The sequence below is a fragment of the Chryseobacterium lineare genome (assembly GCF_977014045.1).
In genome coordinates this window covers 2,147,130-2,166,651 of the sequence record NZ_CDRNIQ010000001.1, presented here as the reverse complement: position 1 = coordinate 2,166,651, position 19,522 = coordinate 2,147,130, and the positions used below count along the sequence as shown (strand labels likewise).

17 protein-coding genes are annotated in these 19,522 nt (G+C 35.8%); 9 read left to right on the top strand and 8 right to left on the bottom strand.

The annotated features are described in order from the left end of the window. The first annotated feature begins 2 nt into the window (after window positions 1–2). Complete coding sequence (locus tag ACWNCI_RS09465) at window positions 3–392, top strand: hypothetical protein (protein ID WP_042722070.1); 390 nt, start codon at window positions 3–5, stop codon at window positions 390–392. Between the two features lie 27 nt (window positions 393–419). Here ACWNCI_RS09465 and ACWNCI_RS09460 read toward each other — a convergent pair whose 3' ends face one another. The 3 genes from ACWNCI_RS09460 to ACWNCI_RS09450 are packed head-to-tail and all read right to left on the bottom strand — an operon-like array spanning window position 420 to window position 3,360. Then, entirely contained in the window at window positions 420–1,463 is a 1,044-nt protein-coding gene (locus ACWNCI_RS09460) for an anhydro-N-acetylmuramic acid kinase (protein ID WP_449388102.1), read from the bottom strand. Between the two features lie 3 nt (window positions 1,464–1,466). Further along, window positions 1,467–2,060, bottom strand: a complete 594-nt coding sequence (gene lptC / locus ACWNCI_RS09455; RefSeq protein ID WP_449388101.1) for an LPS export ABC transporter periplasmic protein LptC — start codon at window positions 2,058–2,060, stop codon at window positions 1,467–1,469. A gap of 1 nt (window position 2,061) precedes the next feature. After that, window positions 2,062–3,360: a hypothetical protein gene (locus tag ACWNCI_RS09450; protein ID WP_449388100.1), complete on the bottom strand. Its 1,299-nt coding sequence runs from the start codon at window positions 3,358–3,360 to the stop codon at window positions 2,062–2,064. 356 nt (window positions 3,361–3,716) lie between these two features. Here ACWNCI_RS09450 and ACWNCI_RS09445 point away from each other — a divergent pair. Next, window positions 3,717–4,807, top strand: a protein-coding gene (locus tag ACWNCI_RS09445) for an IS3 family transposase (protein WP_449386732.1) whose coding sequence is annotated in 2 segments (ribosomal slippage) — window positions 3,717–3,969 and window positions 3,969–4,807 — 1,092 coding nt in all. Because the reading frame shifts where the segments join, the coding sequence is not laid out codon by codon here. A gap of 130 nt (window positions 4,808–4,937) precedes the next feature. Here the strand turns inward: ACWNCI_RS09445 and ACWNCI_RS09440 are convergent. Both ACWNCI_RS09440 and ACWNCI_RS09435 read right to left on the bottom strand, forming a co-directional pair. After that, on the bottom strand, window positions 4,938–5,930 hold the full coding sequence (locus ACWNCI_RS09440; protein WP_449388099.1) for a DUF5991 domain-containing protein: 993 nt from the start codon (window positions 5,928–5,930) through the stop codon (window positions 4,938–4,940). Beyond that, complete coding sequence (locus ACWNCI_RS09435; protein ID WP_449388098.1) at window positions 5,923–8,196, bottom strand: hypothetical protein; 2,274 nt, start codon at window positions 8,194–8,196, stop codon at window positions 5,923–5,925. The genes ACWNCI_RS09440 and ACWNCI_RS09435 overlap by 8 nt, the downstream gene beginning before the upstream one ends. 159 nt (window positions 8,197–8,355) lie before the next feature. On the opposite strand from ACWNCI_RS09435, the gene ACWNCI_RS09430 reads away from it, so the two are divergent. Next, a complete protein-coding gene (locus ACWNCI_RS09430; RefSeq protein ID WP_449388097.1) occupies window positions 8,356–9,474 on the top strand; it encodes a DNA polymerase III subunit in 1,119 nt (372 codons plus the stop codon). 35 nt (window positions 9,475–9,509) lie between these two features. Here the strand turns inward: ACWNCI_RS09430 and ACWNCI_RS09425 are convergent, their stop codons facing one another. Then, window positions 9,510–9,734 (bottom strand): hypothetical protein, encoded by a 225-nt coding sequence (locus ACWNCI_RS09425; RefSeq protein WP_449388096.1) that lies wholly within the window; start codon window positions 9,732–9,734, stop codon window positions 9,510–9,512. Window positions 9,735–9,891: 157 nt separating this feature from the next. Here ACWNCI_RS09425 and ACWNCI_RS09420 point away from each other — a divergent pair, with 157 nt between their 5' ends. The 5 genes from ACWNCI_RS09420 (at window position 9,892) to ACWNCI_RS09400 (ending at window position 16,021) form a co-directional block, all read left to right on the top strand. Beyond that, complete coding sequence (locus ACWNCI_RS09420) at window positions 9,892–10,518, top strand: TetR/AcrR family transcriptional regulator (protein ID WP_346984563.1); 627 nt, start codon at window positions 9,892–9,894, stop codon at window positions 10,516–10,518. After that, window positions 10,502–11,815: a TolC family protein gene (locus ACWNCI_RS09415; RefSeq protein WP_449388095.1), complete on the top strand. Its 1,314-nt coding sequence runs from the start codon at window positions 10,502–10,504 to the stop codon at window positions 11,813–11,815. Before ACWNCI_RS09420 ends, ACWNCI_RS09415 begins: the two co-directional genes overlap by 17 nt. Before the next feature lie 18 nt (window positions 11,816–11,833). After that, window positions 11,834–12,937, top strand: a complete 1,104-nt coding sequence (locus ACWNCI_RS09410; RefSeq protein WP_346984565.1) for an HlyD family secretion protein — start codon at window positions 11,834–11,836, stop codon at window positions 12,935–12,937. 455 nt (window positions 12,938–13,392) lie between these two features. Further along, the gene (locus tag ACWNCI_RS09405; RefSeq protein ID WP_346984566.1) at window positions 13,393–14,970 is read left to right on the top strand and encodes a DHA2 family efflux MFS transporter permease subunit; all 1,578 of its coding nucleotides are present in this window, start codon (window positions 13,393–13,395) and stop codon (window positions 14,968–14,970) included. A gap of 496 nt (window positions 14,971–15,466) precedes the next feature. Beyond that, entirely contained in the window at window positions 15,467–16,021 is a 555-nt protein-coding gene (locus ACWNCI_RS09400) for a DNA-3-methyladenine glycosylase I (RefSeq protein ID WP_449388094.1), read from the top strand. Between the two features lie 224 nt (window positions 16,022–16,245). Here ACWNCI_RS09400 and ACWNCI_RS09395 read toward each other — a convergent pair whose 3' ends face one another. Together ACWNCI_RS09395 and ACWNCI_RS09390 are read right to left on the bottom strand one after the other, a co-directional pair. Then, window positions 16,246–17,010 carry a LytR/AlgR family response regulator transcription factor gene (locus ACWNCI_RS09395; protein ID WP_346984568.1) on the bottom strand — a complete coding sequence of 255 codons (765 nt, stop codon included), beginning with the start codon at window positions 17,008–17,010 and terminating at the stop codon, window positions 16,246–16,248. Then, window positions 17,007–18,053 carry a sensor histidine kinase gene (locus ACWNCI_RS09390; RefSeq protein ID WP_449388093.1) on the bottom strand — a complete coding sequence of 349 codons (1,047 nt, stop codon included), beginning with the start codon at window positions 18,051–18,053 and terminating at the stop codon, window positions 17,007–17,009. Before ACWNCI_RS09390 ends, ACWNCI_RS09395 begins: the two co-directional genes overlap by 4 nt. Before the next feature lie 292 nt (window positions 18,054–18,345). Here ACWNCI_RS09390 and ACWNCI_RS09385 point away from each other — a divergent pair, with 292 nt between their 5' ends. Then, on the top strand, window positions 18,346–19,515 hold the full coding sequence (locus ACWNCI_RS09385) for an efflux RND transporter periplasmic adaptor subunit (RefSeq protein ID WP_449388092.1): 1,170 nt from the start codon (window positions 18,346–18,348) through the stop codon (window positions 19,513–19,515). The last annotated feature ends 7 nt before the right edge of the window (window positions 19,516–19,522 follow it).

The window sequence follows — 19,522 nt, the reverse complement described above, 5'->3', positions numbered from 1 at the left end:
AAATGAATTTAGAAGGACGAAAGATTATTGTCAATAAATCATCTAAAGATCTTGTAGAAATACTGAAATCACCGGAAAATTACAAAGATTTTATGCCGGATGGTCTTCAGAAGTTTGAAACGAGAGAGGACGGATTTAAATTTGGGTTGCAGGGAATGCCGGAAATCGCCTTGAAAATAGATGAAGTGAATGATCAGAAAGCAGTTTTGAAGTCGGCAAGTTCCAGTCTGGATTTTTCATTGACTGCAGTTTTGCAGCCTCTTAACGAAAATCAGACAGAGGTTCAGATGTTGTTTGAAGGTAAGTTTAACCCATTTATTAAAATGATGGTGGAAAAACCTCTTCAGAACTTTATCAATACGCTGACCGATAAGATTGAAGCTTATAAATAAATTAAACCTCCGCAAAATGGAGGTTTTTTATGCAATAATTCCCGAACTGTGATCACAGGAACTGCCTGTAGACGATGCCAGAACGTTGATCTTATTATTCATCCTAAGAATTCCCATAAAGGCAAAAATTAAAGCTTCTTTATAGTCAATGATTTCCTTTTCGGGAATAATAATTTTAGCATTAGTTTTTGCTTTAATTTTTTCAATTAAATATTGATTGTAAGTTCCGCCGCCTGTAAAAAGTATATTACTTAATTGATATTCATTAAAAACTTTCGAGATCTGATGAGAAATATGTTCTGTAAAGGTCGCAAGCAGATCAATGGTTCCAATATTTTTAAATAGTTGAAAAATATTTTCATTGCACCATTCAATACCCAATGATTTTGGATGGGGTTGCTTATAAAAGTCTAATGAATTTAATCTTAAAAGTAATTCTTCATTAATTTCTCCTTTCTTGGCCAAATCTCCGTTTTCGTCAAAATTTTTATTGAATTTTTGAGCTAGTTTGTTCAGGACAATATTTACAGGAGCAATGTCAAAAGCAATTCTTTGATCGTTAATTTTTAATGAAATATTTGAAAATCCACCTAAATTAAGGCAGGCGTCGTATTGCGAAAAAAGCAGTTCGTCACCGATCGGTACAAGTGGAGCTCCGTTACCACCCATCAGTACATCCTGACTTCTGAAATCGAAAATGACCGGAAGATTCGTTTCTAGTTTTATTGCTCTCCCGTCGCCGATCTGTAAAGTGAATTTTTTTTGAGGCTGATGAAATACCGTATGACCGTGAGATGCGATTAAATCTACATTCTCAAGCTGATTTTTTTCAATAAAATTTTCAACAGCTTTTCCTAAGTAAAAACCGTACTCGGAGTTGAGTTCCAATAATTCTTCGGCTGAAAGATATATTGAATTCCTCAGTTTTTCTTCCCATTTTGCGGAATAGAGAAGTGTTTCAGCTTTTATAATTTCAAATTTCCATGAATCTTTCTTTTCGAATTTGGCAAAACAAATATCCAATCCGTCTAAACTCGTTCCGGACATCAATCCTATGGCATGAAAAATCATAAATTATCGTTTGTTTTCAGACAGTTTGTCGGTGCTGAAATCTCCTGAATTCTGATAAAAAACATATTCGGAGAAGTCATCTTTGGCAGTCATTCCATGAGCTCCTATCAGGGTGGAGCCGTCTTTCATCGTCACGTAAACGGTGTCACGTGTATAAATTCTCTTTTTTCTCTGATCCCAAAATACACTCTGCATCGCAAATTTTTCATTCTCATTGGTGGTAATTCTTACGTCGCCTCTTGCTTCGTAGAATTGCTTGTAATCATAAAATTTAGCATATTTCGCCTTGATCGTTCCAGGGATTTTCGGTTTCTTTTTATCGTAAAAAAGGATATTTACTCCTTTCTTCGCAACGGTGTACGGACTGTCAATGAGTTCATACTTCTCAATGATTGGAGCCTTCGCTCTCATAGTTACAAAACCTGAATCTCTTTGAATAATATTGGCATTGTTGATGATCTGTGAAGGGAAATTCTTATTGTTTTTACCTTTACTTTTTGTAAGATCTTCTTCACAGGATATTATCATAAAAAATATAGCACAACTGAAAAGGTATGCTATATTGTTTTTATTTAATATGTTTCTGAAAAGCTTCATGCTAGTTATATAAAGTCTTTCTGAACCATTTATCGGCAAAATTGAAACCAACTTTCAGGTTAACGTAGTTTTGGTTGATCAGATTATTTTTAAGTGTTCCTCTTTTTCCGACTTCAAGACCAAGCTCAAGACCGCTCATTCTTGTTATACTGCTGTTTTTGAAAGGAAGAAGAACGCCCGCAGAAACCCCGAATTTATTAATATTCTGTCCAGCAATCTGTAAGCTTCCTTTTTCATAAAAAGCTCCGTAGCGGTAAACGATTCTTGAAAAATAACTTCTGAAGTTGTTATAGTTTGGTAAATACCAGCCTCCGGCAGAAATTCTGTAAGAATCCTGAAGATCAAGAGACTGACCAAAATAAGCTATGCTTTCGCCTTTTTTGTAATCTCCCTGCACAGATAAGAACCATTTATTCTCTTCACCATATCCTACACCGAGGGATGCTTGTAGTGGTAAAAGATTTCTTGAGTTTGTATTTTTCTCTTCAATAATACTTTCATTTGCTTTTACAGTTTGTCCTGCATCCGAATAGTAATACGTGCTGTTCAGATAATCGGTTACCATGTTACTTGTGTTACCGAAAGTTGTGGTGGCACCAATCGTCAGCTTTCTGTCAGTGCTTGTATTGAGGTTCTGGTAGCTTGCTCCTAATGTAAAGTTGAAGTTTCTAATACTGTTTTTGGTTTCATAACCATTGATAAGTTCCGCATTGGAATAAGCAAGCTCATTAAGGTCATAAAGATTCCCAAAATAATAATTGGCTCTTGCCCCTACAGCAAATTTATCATTGACTTTATATCCCAATGCAATCTGTGCGGTATTTAAAGTTCCGCTTCCCTTGAATCTGTTGGCTCTATTGGCATATACGACACCATTTTCGTCTTTAAGCTCATCTATATGCAAGATATCGTAGCTTTTTGAACTGTATGGCTGGTAAGAAAGTCCCATTTTCAGTTTTGGAGATAATGGAAAAGCCAGTGAAATATTAGATAAATACGTAGAATGTTTGGTAGACTTCGTATTGTTATAATCTGTTTTGAAGTAATTATTTTCGTTGGTCGCTTCCAGCTTGATACTGGTAAGCTCGAAATTAGCATTGTTTGCGGGGTTTGCAAAATTAAAATTACTTGTAAAATCGCTTATAAAAGCTGTTGATATTCCCCCCATAGAGGACGTTTCGATCGTATTATCATATTTTACATCTCCGATTCCGTAAGTCGCATAAGGTGAATTACTCAGATTCTGCGCGTTTAGGAAATATCCAACTGATATTAATGATAGTACAAAGATTTTTTTCATTCTTTATTTTTAAAATAATGCGCAAATATCTTAAATATTAATGAATTGTAAAAATTATATGAGGTTAAAGTTTGTTAAGGGGGATGAATATTGATAATTTTACGGTATCGCTTTTTGCTACTTCAGTCCAGTTATTATTTTTATAAAGATAAAATGTTGTAATACTTGATTGACTTTTTAGATTAATTCTTTTGTTTTTATTTCACATATTTTAAAAATATTATTTTTGGCTAATATCGATTTATCGAATTTTAATTCTTTGGGGTTTTCAGGATCGGCAGTGACGTTGTAAACTTCCCTGAAAATGTATCCATTTAAAGATAGAGTTTTTGCTTTAAAAAACTTTAAATTTAAATATGAAAAAGAGTAAGTATTCAGAGAGTCAGGTTTTTGGAATTTTGAAAGAACAAGAACTTGGGAAGAGTGTGATAGAAATATGCCGTACTCATGGTATTACACAAGGTACATTTTATCGTTGGAAGAGTAAATATTCTGGGATGGAAAGTTCGGATATTCAAAAGATGCGGGATCTGGAATCCGAAAATTCTAAACTTAAAAAACTTTATGCAGAAAGATGTTTAGAGATTGAAGCTTTAAAAGATGTTCTGTCAAAAAAGTGGTAAAGCCTTCTGGACGGCGTGAAATTGTCAACTTTATCCGGGAGAAATATAATTTCAGTGAGAGGAAAAGTTGTTTAACAATTGGTATCAGCAGGCGCAGCTATCGGTACAAAAGCAGAAAGAACGACGATGAATTAATTGATGCTCTGACCAGACTTTCGCAAGAGCATCCAGGTTATGGTTTTTGGAAGCTATATCATAAACTTAGGAATTTGGGATATATTTGGAATCATAAACGGGTTCATAGGGTTTATGTGGCCTTAAAAATGAGCATTCGCAGAAGGGTAAGAAAAAGACTTCCCACCAGAATCAAAGAAAACATCAATATTCCTCTGGAGCCTGATGAATGTTGGAGTATGGATTTTATGAGCGACAGTTTATATGACGGGAGAAGATTCAGAATATTAAATATTGCTGATGATTATAACCGGGAATTACTGTCTATGGAAATTGATACAAGTATCTGTTCTGCAAGAGTAGTGAGAGTTTTAGAACAGTTAAAACAACAAGGGCGTAAGCCTAAACGCATAAGAGTTGACAATGGCCCTGAGTTTATATCTAAAAATCTTCAGCTATGGGCTCAGGAAAATAAAATAGAGATCCATTATATACAACCAGGGAAACCTACACAAAACAGCCTTATTGAAAGACTGAATAAAAGCTGTAGAAATGAGCTTCTCAATATGTATGTCTTTAAAAATCTACAGGATGCCGAAGAAAAAGCAAATCAGTGGTGGATAGAATATAATTACAACAGACCGCACGAAGCATTAGGAAATATAAGCCCTAAAAAATATAAACAAAAAATGAAAGAATCTATCATTTAGAATGGTCACAAAATTGGGTAGCTTACAACGTTATATAGCTTTTGATTATTATTTGTTCTTTTGTGAATATTTTGAGCATTCTGCTTATAACCTATTAAAAAGAATAGAATAAAAACTAAATTTATTTCTTTCATTTTATTTTTTTCAACTTATATTTTATTTTTTTTCTATTTGTAAAACTATCGTCTATATAAGGGCAACTCCAAATATAATTTTTGCCATTATAACTTAGAATTCCGAAATCTTTGGTTTTTTGTAAAACAGCACTTTCAAAATTATCTAAAGACTTATTATAAAATAATCTCAATTTATTTTCTTCTTGAATATAAGACAATGAATAATTTTGATCGATTTGATGGCCTTCAACATGAAAGATCGCTGAATCTTCTTTAATTGTTAATGTTACATCCTGTATATCTCTCCATTCAGGACTTTCTTTGTTAATAGTAAAAATGTATTTTCCATACCAAGATTTAAAATTTGCTTTAAGCTGTTTTTCAAAAATACTATTGTTAATTGTAAAAAAGTTTTCTTTTATAATAATAGAATCTCTTTTTTTCTTGTTGGATATTATATTACCGTCCTTGTCATAATTGTAATAATCAATATTATAGAGTATATTTTTTATTTTATATGCACTAATTTCAGAAATTCTTAAGTATTCTCCTTCATTTACAATTTTTTCATATAATATAAGACCATCATCCATATTTTTATTTGAAAGAATCAGTGATTTATAAACTTCATCATTCTCGTACGGAAATGACAAAAAAAATACTGTATAAGGATTTTTATTAATGTTCAAATCAATATATTTTTTTACAGTTATTATATTATAGTTATTTTTTATTTGGTCAAGTGCTACATTGGGTTCTATTCCATCTTTTTTAAAACTATTAAGATATAAGTGAACAATTTTTTCTTTATTCTCATTTTTAATATTACTCAATCTTTTTAGATTAATGCTATTTATTATTGTATCTTTTGGAGTTTTATTTTTTTTTATAATCTGTGTTTTATTGGTAATAGATTCTTTTGCAGCATTATTAGAATCATATTTTTTACAAGACATAAAAGCAAGAACAAGAAGCAATAGTAAACTGAATATGTTATTTTTATTCATTTTCAGGAATTTCTTTTAAATTAGGTTTAAATGATTGTACGTGTAAATGATGATTGTGATTCTCGAAGTGTTTCGAATGATGCAATGTTTTGCTATTATACTGCCATGATAACATACTTTTCCATCCATATTTATATAATGCATCATTGAACTTATTCTGCCTGGTTTCATCCATGCCTTTCCAGCCACAAGGATCTCCTATTTCAGAACTTAAATCTAAATGAGCTCCTTTTCCTGATTTATCTTTTCTCAAATATCTTAAATCGCCATGCATTCCATTTTTATGAGATTTACTTCCTCCTATTGATTGCCCTTTTTCATTACTAAATCCATTAAATGTAAAATCGGTATAACTACAATCAAGCATTGCTCCAAATAAAGCTCCTAAAGCTACATCATTAATGTAATAACGATTTGTATTTATACTTAATTTAAATTTAATATCTCCTTTTGAATAATTTTTAATTTTTCTAATGTCTATTAAATAAATATTATCTCCTCCAATTCTATCTTTATAGGTTCCTCCATAATTATCAGAAATTTTATTTAGTTTATATTTTCCCAGATTATGAATTTTACCATTTAAATCATAATAAAAGTACTCTGATGTTTGTCTTTTTTTATTACGTATCTTATAATGAATGTCACCTCCTTTACTAAAAATATGATATTCTATGTCAGCCTCTGGAGAATTCGTTGTATTATTTTTTTCTTCATTACAGCTAAAGAAATTTTCTTTAATTCCAAGCCCTTTTGTAAATTTTTCTTGCGCTACCATTGCAACTTCCCAAACATAGGTATGCCCATTAGAATCAGTTGGAACAACCTTTTTTATCTTTTTTCCATCTTTATCAATTATTTTATATTGCCATTCTCCTTCTTCTTTGAAAAATAAAGGGTTATTTCTATATGCTGTACCATATAAAACTACGTAATCTCTTTCTGAACCATGCCCACAGGCGTTGGGATATAAGACCGCCAAATATAAATCAGTAAGAGTTTTGTATTTATCTTTTTTAGACATCAAGTGTTTTTGTACGTAATCCATTTGTTCTACAAAAGTCATTTTTTTTAGAGAATCAATAGTAGTACCTATTGTGTCTGCGGCATCTTTACCTATTTGGATTAATCCTGTATAACCATAGCTATTTTGAATTGCAGGATTAAAAGATTCTATAGTTTCTATTGCTATTACAGTCATCAGCCAATTAGGGTTGACATCGAGATTTTTAGCAACTTCTATAACTTTTTTTCTTTCATTACAGCCTATTTTATCTCCCCAAACCAAATCATATTGCTTACAAAAACAGCTCTCTTCTTTCTTCTCCTCCTTTTTCACCCCACCCACAGCCACAGCGCTCCTACCTTCCGGTTTAGATATCGTTGGCGATTTTTCTTTTGTAGCGGTTCCTTTGCTTTCTCCCCAATCCCAGAGTTCTTTCATCTTATCGATAGCAGTATCTACAATTCCTTTTTCTTCCTTTTGGCTTGTCGGTTTCTGCGCTGCGGGAGAACCTTTCGCTTTGGGTATTACAGGTGGTTGATAAGGTTTAGGATTGTAATATTGCGCATAAGGGTTTTCGACCTCTACATTTTCTGTTGCGTGTTTATTATGTTTGTAATATTCCACCGTTACATAAAATTCAAGCTCTTTGGTGTTGGCTTCACCCTTCAGAGCCTTTCGCATCAACACTTTAGTTAGCATAAACTCTGCAGCTGCCAAACCGTTTTCATCTATTCTTGCTTTTTGGGTTTCTATGACAGTATTGCTTGCATGATGGCCCGCTCCTTTGGCGTCGTCCTCCCAAAGCGTAAAGACTACCTCTTTATGAAACATATTCACGCAATAAGCTTTGGCTCTCAGTTTTTCCATAAAGCTGAATGTACTGCCTTTTGTGCCATCTGTATAATAAAGCTCTGTCTTACATATCTGTGGGATTTTATTTGGTTTTGGGGTAATGATAAGCCCGCCGCCTTCCGGCTCATGGAGATAGCCTTCCAGTCTATAGGTGTGCCCTAAAGATGCTTCTCCAAAAGTAAAGCTGCTGTCTCCTTTTTTCCTGACGTGTGTAGTGGTGAATTTTCCGTTGCTTCTTTTCCTGAAAAGTTCCCAGGTTACCGCTTTCAAATCTCTTTCCGAACTGGGGGTATCAGGATACCAATCTGAGACATGGTAAGTGTTTTTTTCTCCAACAACGGGAGAGATGTTTCCTGATATTGCTGAAACTCCTTTTTTAGGCATTTTTACATCATTTGGTTTTTTCAAATTTATTAAATTATTGAATATGAAATTAATTTCTAAAGAATAATTGTAAAAATTACTAACTCTAAAACAAAAGATCTGTGCCATAATTCACGATTTATTTGCAACGCAAAATTCACGATTCACAAATCATTCGTTCCAAAAATTCTTTATCTTTGAGCCATGAATTGGGAGAACATTGCCGGACAGGAAAATCTCAAGAAACTTCTGAGAGATAGTATCGCTGAAAACAGGGTAAGCCACGCGCAGCTTTTCGTAGGAAAAGAAGGGTATGGAACGTTGCCGATGGTTTTGGCATACGCAAAAGAAATTTTAAGCAGAGAAAATGAACATGCCGCTTCAAAAATAGAACATCTCAACCACCTTGATCTTCATTTCAGCTTTCCGGTTTTTACGGATAACAGAAATTCTTTAAGCAAAAATAAATTTGAAGAATTCAGGGAGATGATTATGGATTTTCCTTATTCAAGCTATGACGACTGGACCGCTTTTCTGGAATCTGAAAACAAACAGCTCTTCATTTCGGCAGATGAAATCGATGATCAGAATCAGAAGTTTTCTTTAAAAAGCTTTGAAGGCGGAACCAAAATTCTCATTGTATGGCGGGCAGATAAAATGAACGTTGCCGCAGCCAACAAATTCCTTAAATTTCTTGAAGAGCCTCCTGCAAAAACAATCATTATCCTTACAGCGGAAAGCACAAATGATATTTTGCCGACCATTCTTTCCAGAACTCAGATCGTAGAAGTTCCGAGAATTAACGATGAAGATCTCGGAATTTATCTTAAAAATAATTTCAATGTCTCTGATGATAAAATAGGAGAGGTCATCCACCAGTCGCAGGGAGATCTTAATGACGCTGTAAAGCTTCTTCAGTCGGGAAGTAAAAATGATGAGTTTGAAAAACTTTTTGTTCAGTGGGTCCGTGATGCATTCATGGTAAAAAAGAAACCGGAGTTTTTAAAAAGCATTATCTTCTGGGCAAGAGAAATCGCAGGCTGGAACCGTGAAAAGCAAAAGAATTTTTTAAATTACTGTTCAGAAATTTTCAGATTGGCTCTTTTGCAGAATTATCAGTCTGAAGACCTGGTTTATAAAAAAATTGATGCCAATGGCTTCAACTGGCTTGGGTTCTCAAAATTTATCAGTGGTGCCAATATCGAAAGCATTCTGGAAGAAATCAGTACGGCCGATTTGCATTTAACCCGAAACGGAAATCCAAAAATCATATGGACAGATTTGGGAATAAAATTATCAAGATATATTCATAAAAATGCATAAAAAATCCGACTCTGGATCGGATTTTATTTTTACAATTAAGCAGTTTTTTTTGCCTTTCTCTCTTTAGCGCTTTTTGCTTTGGCATTGCTTTGTGCTCTAGATTCTTTTTTGTCACAACCTTTATGATAATCTGCATTGGCTTTCTTATCTGCTGTAGAACCGTGTTTTTTGTCTTTTCCGGCACAGCATCCTTCTTTTTCCTGTGCAAAATTCAAGGTAAATACGCTTAATAAAGCTAAAATTGAAATAAATTTTTTCATTTGAATCTTATTTTTTTAAACTTCAAATATAACAATTTCAGGTAATTAAAATTAACGAATATTAAAAAGATATTAATTTTTAAATAAAAATCAATCAATCGTTTGATTTATTTAAAATTGGATGTACATTTGCATGCTCAAAAAATGAGAATAAGAAATGATTTCAAAAGAAGAAAATATATTATTTGCTGCCGAAAAGCTTTTTGCAGAAAAAGGTTTTGAAGGAACTTCCATCCGGGAGATTGCCAAAGCGGCCAATGTAAATATTTCTATGATCTCGTATTATTTCGGTTCAAAGGAAAAGCTGTATGAAAAACTGGTGGAGTACAGGATGAATGAAGGACAGTTTTTTGCAAAAGACATTTTAGAAAGAACGGACATTAATGACTGGGAAAAAATAGAAAAGATCGTAGACCAGTTTGCAGGAAGAGTAAGACATCACAAATGTTTTTACAGGATCATGCAGAGAGAGCAGCTTCATACACAGAATCCTCATATTGTTGATTTTCTGAAGCAAACCAAATTAGGATTTATTTCCATGTACTCAAAAATATTGGCAAGCGGGCTGGAGAAAGGAATTTTTACTAAAAATCCACCGATTTATCTTCTTCATTCTACGGTGAGCGGGACTTTATTTTACGCATCTAATGCCAAAGAAATGTACAAGGAATTCCTTAATAATACGGATGAAGAAGAAATTTTCGACGAAAAGTATTACACAGAACTTAATACACATATTAAATACTTACTTAAAGACCTTTTGGGTTATGAAGAAAATAAATAATTCAGTCATTGCGCTGGCACTGTTTGTGGGAATTGCAAACGCAAATGCACAGGAGAAAAAAACACTTACTCTTGACGAAGCTGTGCAGTTAGGCATCCAGAACAGCAAAAATCTGAAGATCGATGCCGCAAAAATCGAAGAAGCTACAGCCGATCTTCTGGAAGCTAAAAACAGACAACTGCCCGAGCTGAAAGTTTCAGGAAGTTATATGTATCTTCCCTTAAAACCGAATATCAACATTAAACTTCCCGGAGTTTCAGGAGATGGTGGTCCCGAAGTACATCAGGTTGCTTACGGATCTGCAAACCTCAGCGTTCCCATCTACAGCGGCGGAAGAATAAAGTACGGAATCGAATCTGCAAAATATCTGGTGGAAGCATCAAAGCTAAGCACTGAAAATGATAAGGTCGCTATTGCCTACAACGTTGCTCAGGCTTACAATAATTTGTTTAAAGCCAATCAGTCCATTAAGGTATTAGAAGAGAACCTTACTGCTTCCCAAAAAAGAGATGAAACTTTTCTTAAAATGGAAAACAATGGCGTCATTGCAAGAAACGACAGATTAAAGGCCAACCTTCAGACCTCAAATATCGAATTGCAATTATTGGAAGCCAAAAACAACTACAATATTGCCAATATCAATATGGATTTGCTATTGGGACTGCCAGAAACCACAGAAATCGATGTAGACCAGAATTATATTGAAGAAGGCAACGAAGTAAAAACGATAGACTATTATATCAATACTGCCAGAGAAAACCGTAAAGACCTTCAGGCTTTAGATAAGCAGAGACAGGCTGCAGCACTGGGAACAAAAGCGGCAAAAGCAGAAAATCTTCCCTCCATCGCTTTTACCGGTGGATATGTAGCAGCTGATATTCCGAAATTTTTAACCATTTATAATGCGGTAAATGTCGGAGTCGGAATTTCCTACAACCTATCCAATCTTTGGAAAGAAAATTCTTCATTAAAACAGTCAAAAGCAAGAGAAATGCAGCTTTCGGCAACCAATGAATTATTAAATGATAACATCAAATTAGATGTCAACAGAGAATATCAGAATACCGATTATTCTAAAAAGAGAATCGCAGTTTTCGAAAAATCTGCAGAGCAGGCCAACGAAAATTACAGGATTACAAAAAACAAATACGATAACGGTCTGGCTACAATGACAGAACTCCTGGATGCAGATGCAGCACAGATCTCAGCGAATGTAGGCGTTATTAATGCAAAAGCAGATGCGGCACTCGCCTACAGAAAACTATTACAAACTACAGGAACTTTAACAACTAAATAAATTAAGAACGATACCGAAATGGAAAATAATACTACACAAGTCACTGAAACTAAAAAGAAAAAAAGTTTAGTTTTCCCTATTATTTTAGCGGTTGTTTTGATCGGCGGAGGAATTTATGGATACAGAACCTATTCTTACGGTCAGGTACATGAAGAAACAGACGATGCACAGATTGCTTCCAATATGTCGCCGGTTATTTCAAAAATTTCAGGATACGTAACGGAAGTAAAAGTAAAAGACAACCAGTTCGTAAAAAAAGGTGATACACTGGTAATCCTCGACAACAGAGATCAGAAAATGGCTCTTGAGCAGGCAGAAGCAGCTTTGTCTACCGCAAAAAGCAATATTTCAAACGCGCAGGCGAGTACAACGGCCACATCCAAAAACATCGGTTCATCCGAAGCAGCAGTCACAACAGCCAATGCCCAGATCGAAGCCGCAAAAGTAAACGTATGGAAAACTACGCAGGATCTGAAAAGATATGCCAATCTGGTAAAAGATCATTCCATTACAGAACAGCAATACGAGCAGGCTTTAGCAGCAAAACAAACGGCGGATAAACAGCTTCAGGTTTTAATTGACCAAAGAAATCAGATCGCTCAACAAACCAATATCGCATCATCTCAGACAGCAGCAAGTTCACAGCAAATCAGCGTGGCCGGTTCTGTAGCCAAGCAGAGAGAAGTGGATGTGGAAAATGCAAGACTAAACCTGTCTTACACAGTAATAGTGGCTCCTGAAGACGGATTTGTAGGAAAAGTTCCGATTCAGGCAGGACAATACTTACAGGCAGGATCCCAGTTATTTGCTTTGGTTAAAGATGATCAGAAATGGGTAGTGGCCAATTTCAAAGAAACGCAGGTTGATAAGATGGTAGAAGGACAAAAGGTGAAAATTGAAATTGATGCCTTCCCGGACAGAGAATTTGAAGGCGTAGTAAGCTCTTTCTCCCCTGCAACCGGTGCTACATTCTCCATTCTTCCTCCGGACAACGCGAGCGGTAACTTCGTAAAAGTAGTACAGAGACTTCCTGTAAAGATCGATTTTGTAAACCTAGATAAGGATGTTGCAAAAAAACTCAGAACAGGGATGAATGTGAAAGCAGAAGTTTCATTGAAATAAAAATATAAGTGAATTGTCAGTTTGCGGAGGTAAATTGATGATGAATATTAAGGAAGCAGGTCATGAAGTTGATGACGGTTTGCAGATGAAAGTCAGCCATCAGGAGGAAAATGAAGAAGCAGGCTGAGGATGAAGATGATTCCGGCAATGAAGATGGAAATCAATGAAGATGTTGAAATGAAGCAGTAAAAACAATAATGTTGATGAACATTGACAATTCACTTTTAAATTAAGATTTTTCGAGATTCAGAAATTGCTGTATCCGTGATGGGTTAAAAATTAAATGAAATTTAAAAAGTAATATTCAATTGCTTTTACTGACAATATTTTAAAACCTTCACATATACAGAAATTAATGATTAAGAATAAAGTTAGTTCGTAAAAATGCTTATTCTCATTTCTCATTTTTCTGAATCTCCTAATCTCTTAATTTTTTTAATACTATTAAAACAAACATGCAAGATTCATTAGTAGAATATGGAGCGCGGAGAGTAATCATCACGATTACAGCGATTCTTTGTGCTTTGCTTGAAATTGTGGATTCCACGATTGTAAATGTTGCCCTCAATGAAATGAAGGGGAACCTGGGAGCCACACTTTCCGAAGTCGGCTGGGTCATTACCGCCTACGCGATCGGAAACGTGATTATCGTGCCGATGACGAGCTGGCTTTCCCAGCAGTTTGGGCGTAGAAATTACTTTGCAGCATCCATCATTATATTCACTGTATTCTCATTTCTCTGCGGAAATGCCACCAACATCTGGGAACTGGTATTTTTCAGATTGATGCAGGGAATCGGTGGGGGCGCTTTATTGGTAACTTCACAGACCATTATTACAGAATCTTACCCGATTGAAAAAAGAAGTATGGCGCAGGCGATTTATGGTTTAGGGGTAATTATTGGCCCTACATTAGGCCCACCATTGGGAGGTTATATTGTAGATAATTTCAGCTGGCCGTATATTTTCTATATTAATATTCCTATCGGGATTGCCGCAACTTTAATGACGCTCCAGTTCGTGAAAAGCCCAAAATATGCGGAAAAGCGTAAAGCTTCGGATGTCGACTGGATCGGGATCGCTCTATTAGCTATTACCGTTGGGTCGTTACAGTATATTTTGGAAAGAGGTCATGAAGAAGACTGGTTTGCAAGCGGATGGATTGTACTCTTTACAGCATCAGCAGTTTTAGGGTTTATACTTTTTCTCTGGCGGGAACTCACCTTCAAATATCCTATTGTGGAATTAAGGGTTTTGAAAAACAGCAACTTAAGGATCGGTACAGTCATGTCCTTTGTATTGGGATTCGGTTTATATGGTTCTACATTCATCGTTCCGCTTTATACCCAAAGTATTCTGGGTTGGACGGCCCTGCAGTCTGGTGCGCTGATGATTCCTGCGGCACTTACAACAGCCTTCATGATGCCGATTATCGGACGGTTATTATCAGCCGGTGCCAAACAACAGATTCTTGTCGCCTTAGGATTGTTTATATTCTTTGTCTACAGTTTCTGGGGGTATAAAATTCTGACACCCGATACCAGTAAAGATGCCTTCTTCTGGATGCTGATCGTAAGAGGAGCAGGGCTTGGACTCTTATTTATTCCAATTACCTCCTTATCTTTAAGTACGCTGAAAGGTCAGGAAATCGGTCAGGGAGCAGCCTTTACCGGGATGATGAGACAGCTGGGAGGATCTTTCGGGATTGCAGCCATCACGACATTCATTGCCAATGCCAGTCAGAAATACAGGGTCAACCTCATCTCTCATCTTGATGAAACAGACTTTGCGGTTCAGCAGAGACTCCAGGCTTTAAAAGGAAGCTTCATGGCTAAAGGAATGACGCCCGATGCTGCGATGAATGCCGCCTACAAAATGCTTGATCTTTCCGTAACCAAACAGGCTACTGTACTTTCTTATATGGATGTGTTCCTCTATCTCGGGGTAATATTCCTGATCTGTATTCCGTTTATCCTCTTTATTAAAGAAAGAAAAGGTAAACAGAAAATCGATCTTAGTGAAGCCATGCATTAACATAAATAACCTCCGTTTTGCGGAGGTTTTTTTATCCGTCTTCATATCTATCCTGAAAATTCTGATACAATAACAATACGGCCGGGTTTTTAAAGGATTAATACCTATAATTTACCTAAATGGAATGGTTCATCAGTAGTCGGGCGGTCTTCCGGATAGGTTTTTATACGTCTTAGAAAGATATTTATACGTTTTATACGTAGAATGATATATATAAAATATATCTGTATTTATATTAAACGGATCTGTATATATTTAAAACATATAAAAACATTACTAAAACGTATAAAGATATGTTTAAGACGTATAGCGATATATCTTAGACGTATAATGACCACTGATTCACCTGTCCGGACCATTGAAAAATGTCTCCTGACATACATCTGTCATCATTAGGTTGTACATTTACAGAATAAATGTGAACTTAGCAGGTCACACCGGGGTCTGCATCAGCACTGCTCCGGAAAAAATTTACTAAAACCGAAAATATTTATCAATGAGTTACTGTTCAGCAATAGAAAGAATGACCCCCGAAGATCGCAAGGCACTTCATCAAAATTACCACGACAACCACTACGGTTTCCCGATTCATGATGATAATGAGTTGTTCGGCAGACTGATCATGGAGATCAACCAGGCCGGGCTGAGTTGGGAGACGATCCTGAAAAAAGAAGAAGGCTTCAGAAAAGCGTATGAGAATTTTAATATTAAAAAAGTAGCCGCCTATACGGAAGCCGACCGCGAAAGACTGCTGAGTGACCCGGGAATCATCAGGAATAAACTGAAGGTAAACGCTGCCATCGAAAATGCAAAAACCATCATTGCGCTTCAGAAGGAATTCGGATCATTTGAAAAATGGCTGGAACATCACCATCCGAAAACATTGCCGGAATGGATGAAGCTGTTCAAGAAAACCTTCAAATTCACCGGCGGAGAAATCGTTAACGAATTCCTGATGAGCATCGGCTACCTGAAAGGCTCTCATTCTGAAAACTGCCCCGTGCATGAAATCGTATTGCAGCAAAACCCGAAGTGGCTGGAAGCTGAGTGATGATTTTTAAAATTAACTTCTTAAAATCTTAATGGTTAAAATAAATTCTTCTTTGAGAAATAAAACCATTAAGATTGATTTAAGAAGTTAAATTAGGTAGGGGTTTTTAATGATTTTGTACTCAAGATCGAAGAAATCGGGATATTGGTAGAAGATTTAGAGAGAATTTCACAGTTGTCGGGATTGAAATATTAGCTTTCTTATATTATTTAATTACCAAATAACTATTTCCACCGATCCATAAACTCATTATAGGCTTCCCGGTAAGAATCTGTGACAGCAATTTCCATTCGTCCAATTTGTACAGAATTTTTCTTTACTGCTGTGATCTTATCTAATGAAACGATATAAGAGCGGTGAATTCTTAAAAATTTGTGAGGATTTAGTTTTTCTTCGATGCTTTTTAAGGTTGTTAAAGTGAGAATTGGTTTTGTTTCTTTCTCAAGATAAATTTTGACATAATCTTTCATTGCTTCGATATACAAAATTTGATCTTTCACGATTTTTACCAATTGATATTCTACTTTGATATAGAGAAATGGATCGCTAATAGGAGCTGAATCCGTAGAAACAGAAATTGGTTTTTCTTCTTTTATTTCAGGAGTCTGTCTGATCAATTTAAAATAATTTTCAGCTTTAAGGACCGCTTTGCTGAAATCTACATAGGTAAAAGGCTTTAGCAGATAATCTAATGCATCCACAGAATAACCCTCCAAAGCATAAGTGTCATAGGCAGTAGTAAAAATGATTCTTGGCTTTTCACTGATTTGCTTTCTATCAAGGATCTGTGCCATTTCCATTCCGCTGAGTTCGGGCATTCTGACGTCTGTGAAGATCAGGTCCACATTATTGCTTTTTAGAAATGAAATAGCTTCCATACCGGACGAGAATTCTGCTGACAATTCCAGTTCAGGAGTACGCAGCACGTATCTTTTGATCAGATCCAGTGCAATCGGTTCGTCATCGATAATGATACAGCTTATTTTCATACAAGATGCAATTTAAGGATAATTCTGAATTCTTTTTTCTCTAAATCTTCAGTAGTTTCCAGTTCGTAATGATTGGGATAGAGCAGATCCAGACGCCGTTTGGTATTGGTAAGACCGATTCCGTTGCTTTCTTCCAGATCCTTCGTGCTAATTTCTGCAATCGGATTGAAAACCTCAAAAAAGAGAATGTTTTCGTCCTGTGAAATACGGATGGTAATTTCATCTTCCTTATGATGAGTGATTCCGTGTTTGAAGGCATTTTCTACAAAAGGAAGTAAAATCATCGAAGAAACGGGGTAATCCTGAACAGACTTTGGCTTCTCAAAAATAATCTTGGTATTCTGTGGAATTCTGAGTTGCATCAATTTGATATAATGCTCTATAAACTGAATTTCCTTACTCAGCATCGAGGAGTGATGTTTAGTTTCATAGATCACATATCTCATCATCAATGACAGGCTGTGCAATGCTTCCTGAGCCTTCTCTACATTGGTTTCCGTTAATGCATAGATGGCATGAAGGACATTGAAATAAAAATGCGGATTGATCTGGGCTTTCAGGAAGGCGAGTTCAGAAGCAAGTTTCTCCTGCTCCAGTTTTTTGCGGCGATTGCTGATATCTTTCAGTCTCTCATTGACCTTTACGGTCGTACTTATGAATATTAAAAACAGTGTGACAACCAAAAATATAAAGCTGTTGATCGTGAGAAAGTTGACTCTGCTGTTTTGGTTGGTGCTGTCCATTTTTTCCATTACTAAATGGACTTTGTAGAAAACGGCAATATAATAATTGAGAGTAGCAGAAATACTGATGATCAAACATAAAACAATGATGAAAACAAAGCTTTTATTCCTGAATAATATTTTGGGAACTATGACATAATAGTTCAGATAAAATGTCCCAAAATAAAGAATCAGCTGATAGATCTGCAGAACCCAAAACTCCTCGGGAAAAGAAATCTGAAATGTCAGCGGAAACAGTAAAAATAAAAAAAGTGGGATTATGATATATAAATGAGGAGCCCACAAAAGGTTCTTTTTCATTCTGATTTTAAAATTTGTGGAGTAAATAAAAACAAAATAAATCAATTTTCGTCAGAATCTTCCCAAAATCACTGATTTACCGACGAATCCAAAGGTTTTTACCGACGAAATGAGATTTTTTGATTATTCATTTTTCATCGATACGATTTCTGGTTTTTATCTATTTGTTGTTGCTGTAGGTCTGTAAACCGAAAATTTGTGATTTGATTGAACTTGTTTTGATGCTTGAAAAGAGGAATTATGTTTTCCAATGACATTATTTCCTCAGCAACGTTAATCAAAATCAAATATAATGTACAGCTTTAATCAACGTATAAAAAATTCTGTTCTGAGCATTATGACAATATCGTTATTGACATCTTGCGGCGGAGATAATAAGAATTCGGGTACTCCCGGTATGGGAGGGCCACAGGGAGAACAGACTTATCCTGTTTTTACAGTGCAGTCTCGCTCCACAGATCTTTATCGTGATTATCCGGTAACCATAGACGGACAGGAAGTGGTCAACATTCAGCCAAAAATTGACGGCTACGTCAAACAGGTTTATATTGATGAAGGCGCTGTGGTTCATAAGGGGCAAACCTTATTTACCATTTTTAATCCTCAGTATCAGCAGGAGCTGGAAAATGCCCAGGCAGCCGTAATAAGTGCTAAAGCAGATCTTAATTCGGCTGATATGGCGGTAAGAAAAGTAAAACCTTTGGTACAGAAAGACATTGTCAGCAAGTTTGAGCTGGAGTCAGCAGAATATACTTTACAGATGAGAAAATCAGCGCTTAACCAGGCGAACTCTAAGGTGGCAACTGCGAAAACCAATCTCAATTATACCCGTATTACAAGTCCAATTAACGGTGTCGTGGGAAGTCTTCCAATGAAGACGGGAAGTTATGTAAGCAGTACAAGTACCACACCGCTGACCACAATTTCTGATACGGGAAATGTATTCGCCTATTTCTCAATGAGTGAAAAGCAGCTTTTGGAATTTCTGAGAGATACTCCCGGAGCGACGGTTCAGGAGAAATTGAAAAGCAGTCCATCGGTTACATTATTACTTTCCGACGGTTCCGAATACGACCAGAAAGGTACTCTTGAAGCTGTTCTGGGCCAGATCAACAGCCAGACAGGATCGTCCAGTTTCAGAGCCAACTTTCCAAATCCGAAAGGACTGATCAGAAGTGGGGCAAGTGGAACGATCCGTCTTACAGAGCATTTAGATAAGGTAGTGATGATTCCGCAAAAAAGTACTTACGAGTTACAGGGAAAACGATTTGTTTATGTAGTGAATGCTGATAACACTGTGAAAAGTGTTGAGGTAGAGGTAATGGATATTACGAAAGATCAATATTTCGTGGTGACCAAAGGCCTGAAAGCAGGAGACAAAGTTGTTTTTGACGGAGCCGGTACATTGAAAAATAGTACCAAAATCAAACCGGAAAATACCAACGCATACATTGCCAATTAAACTCATA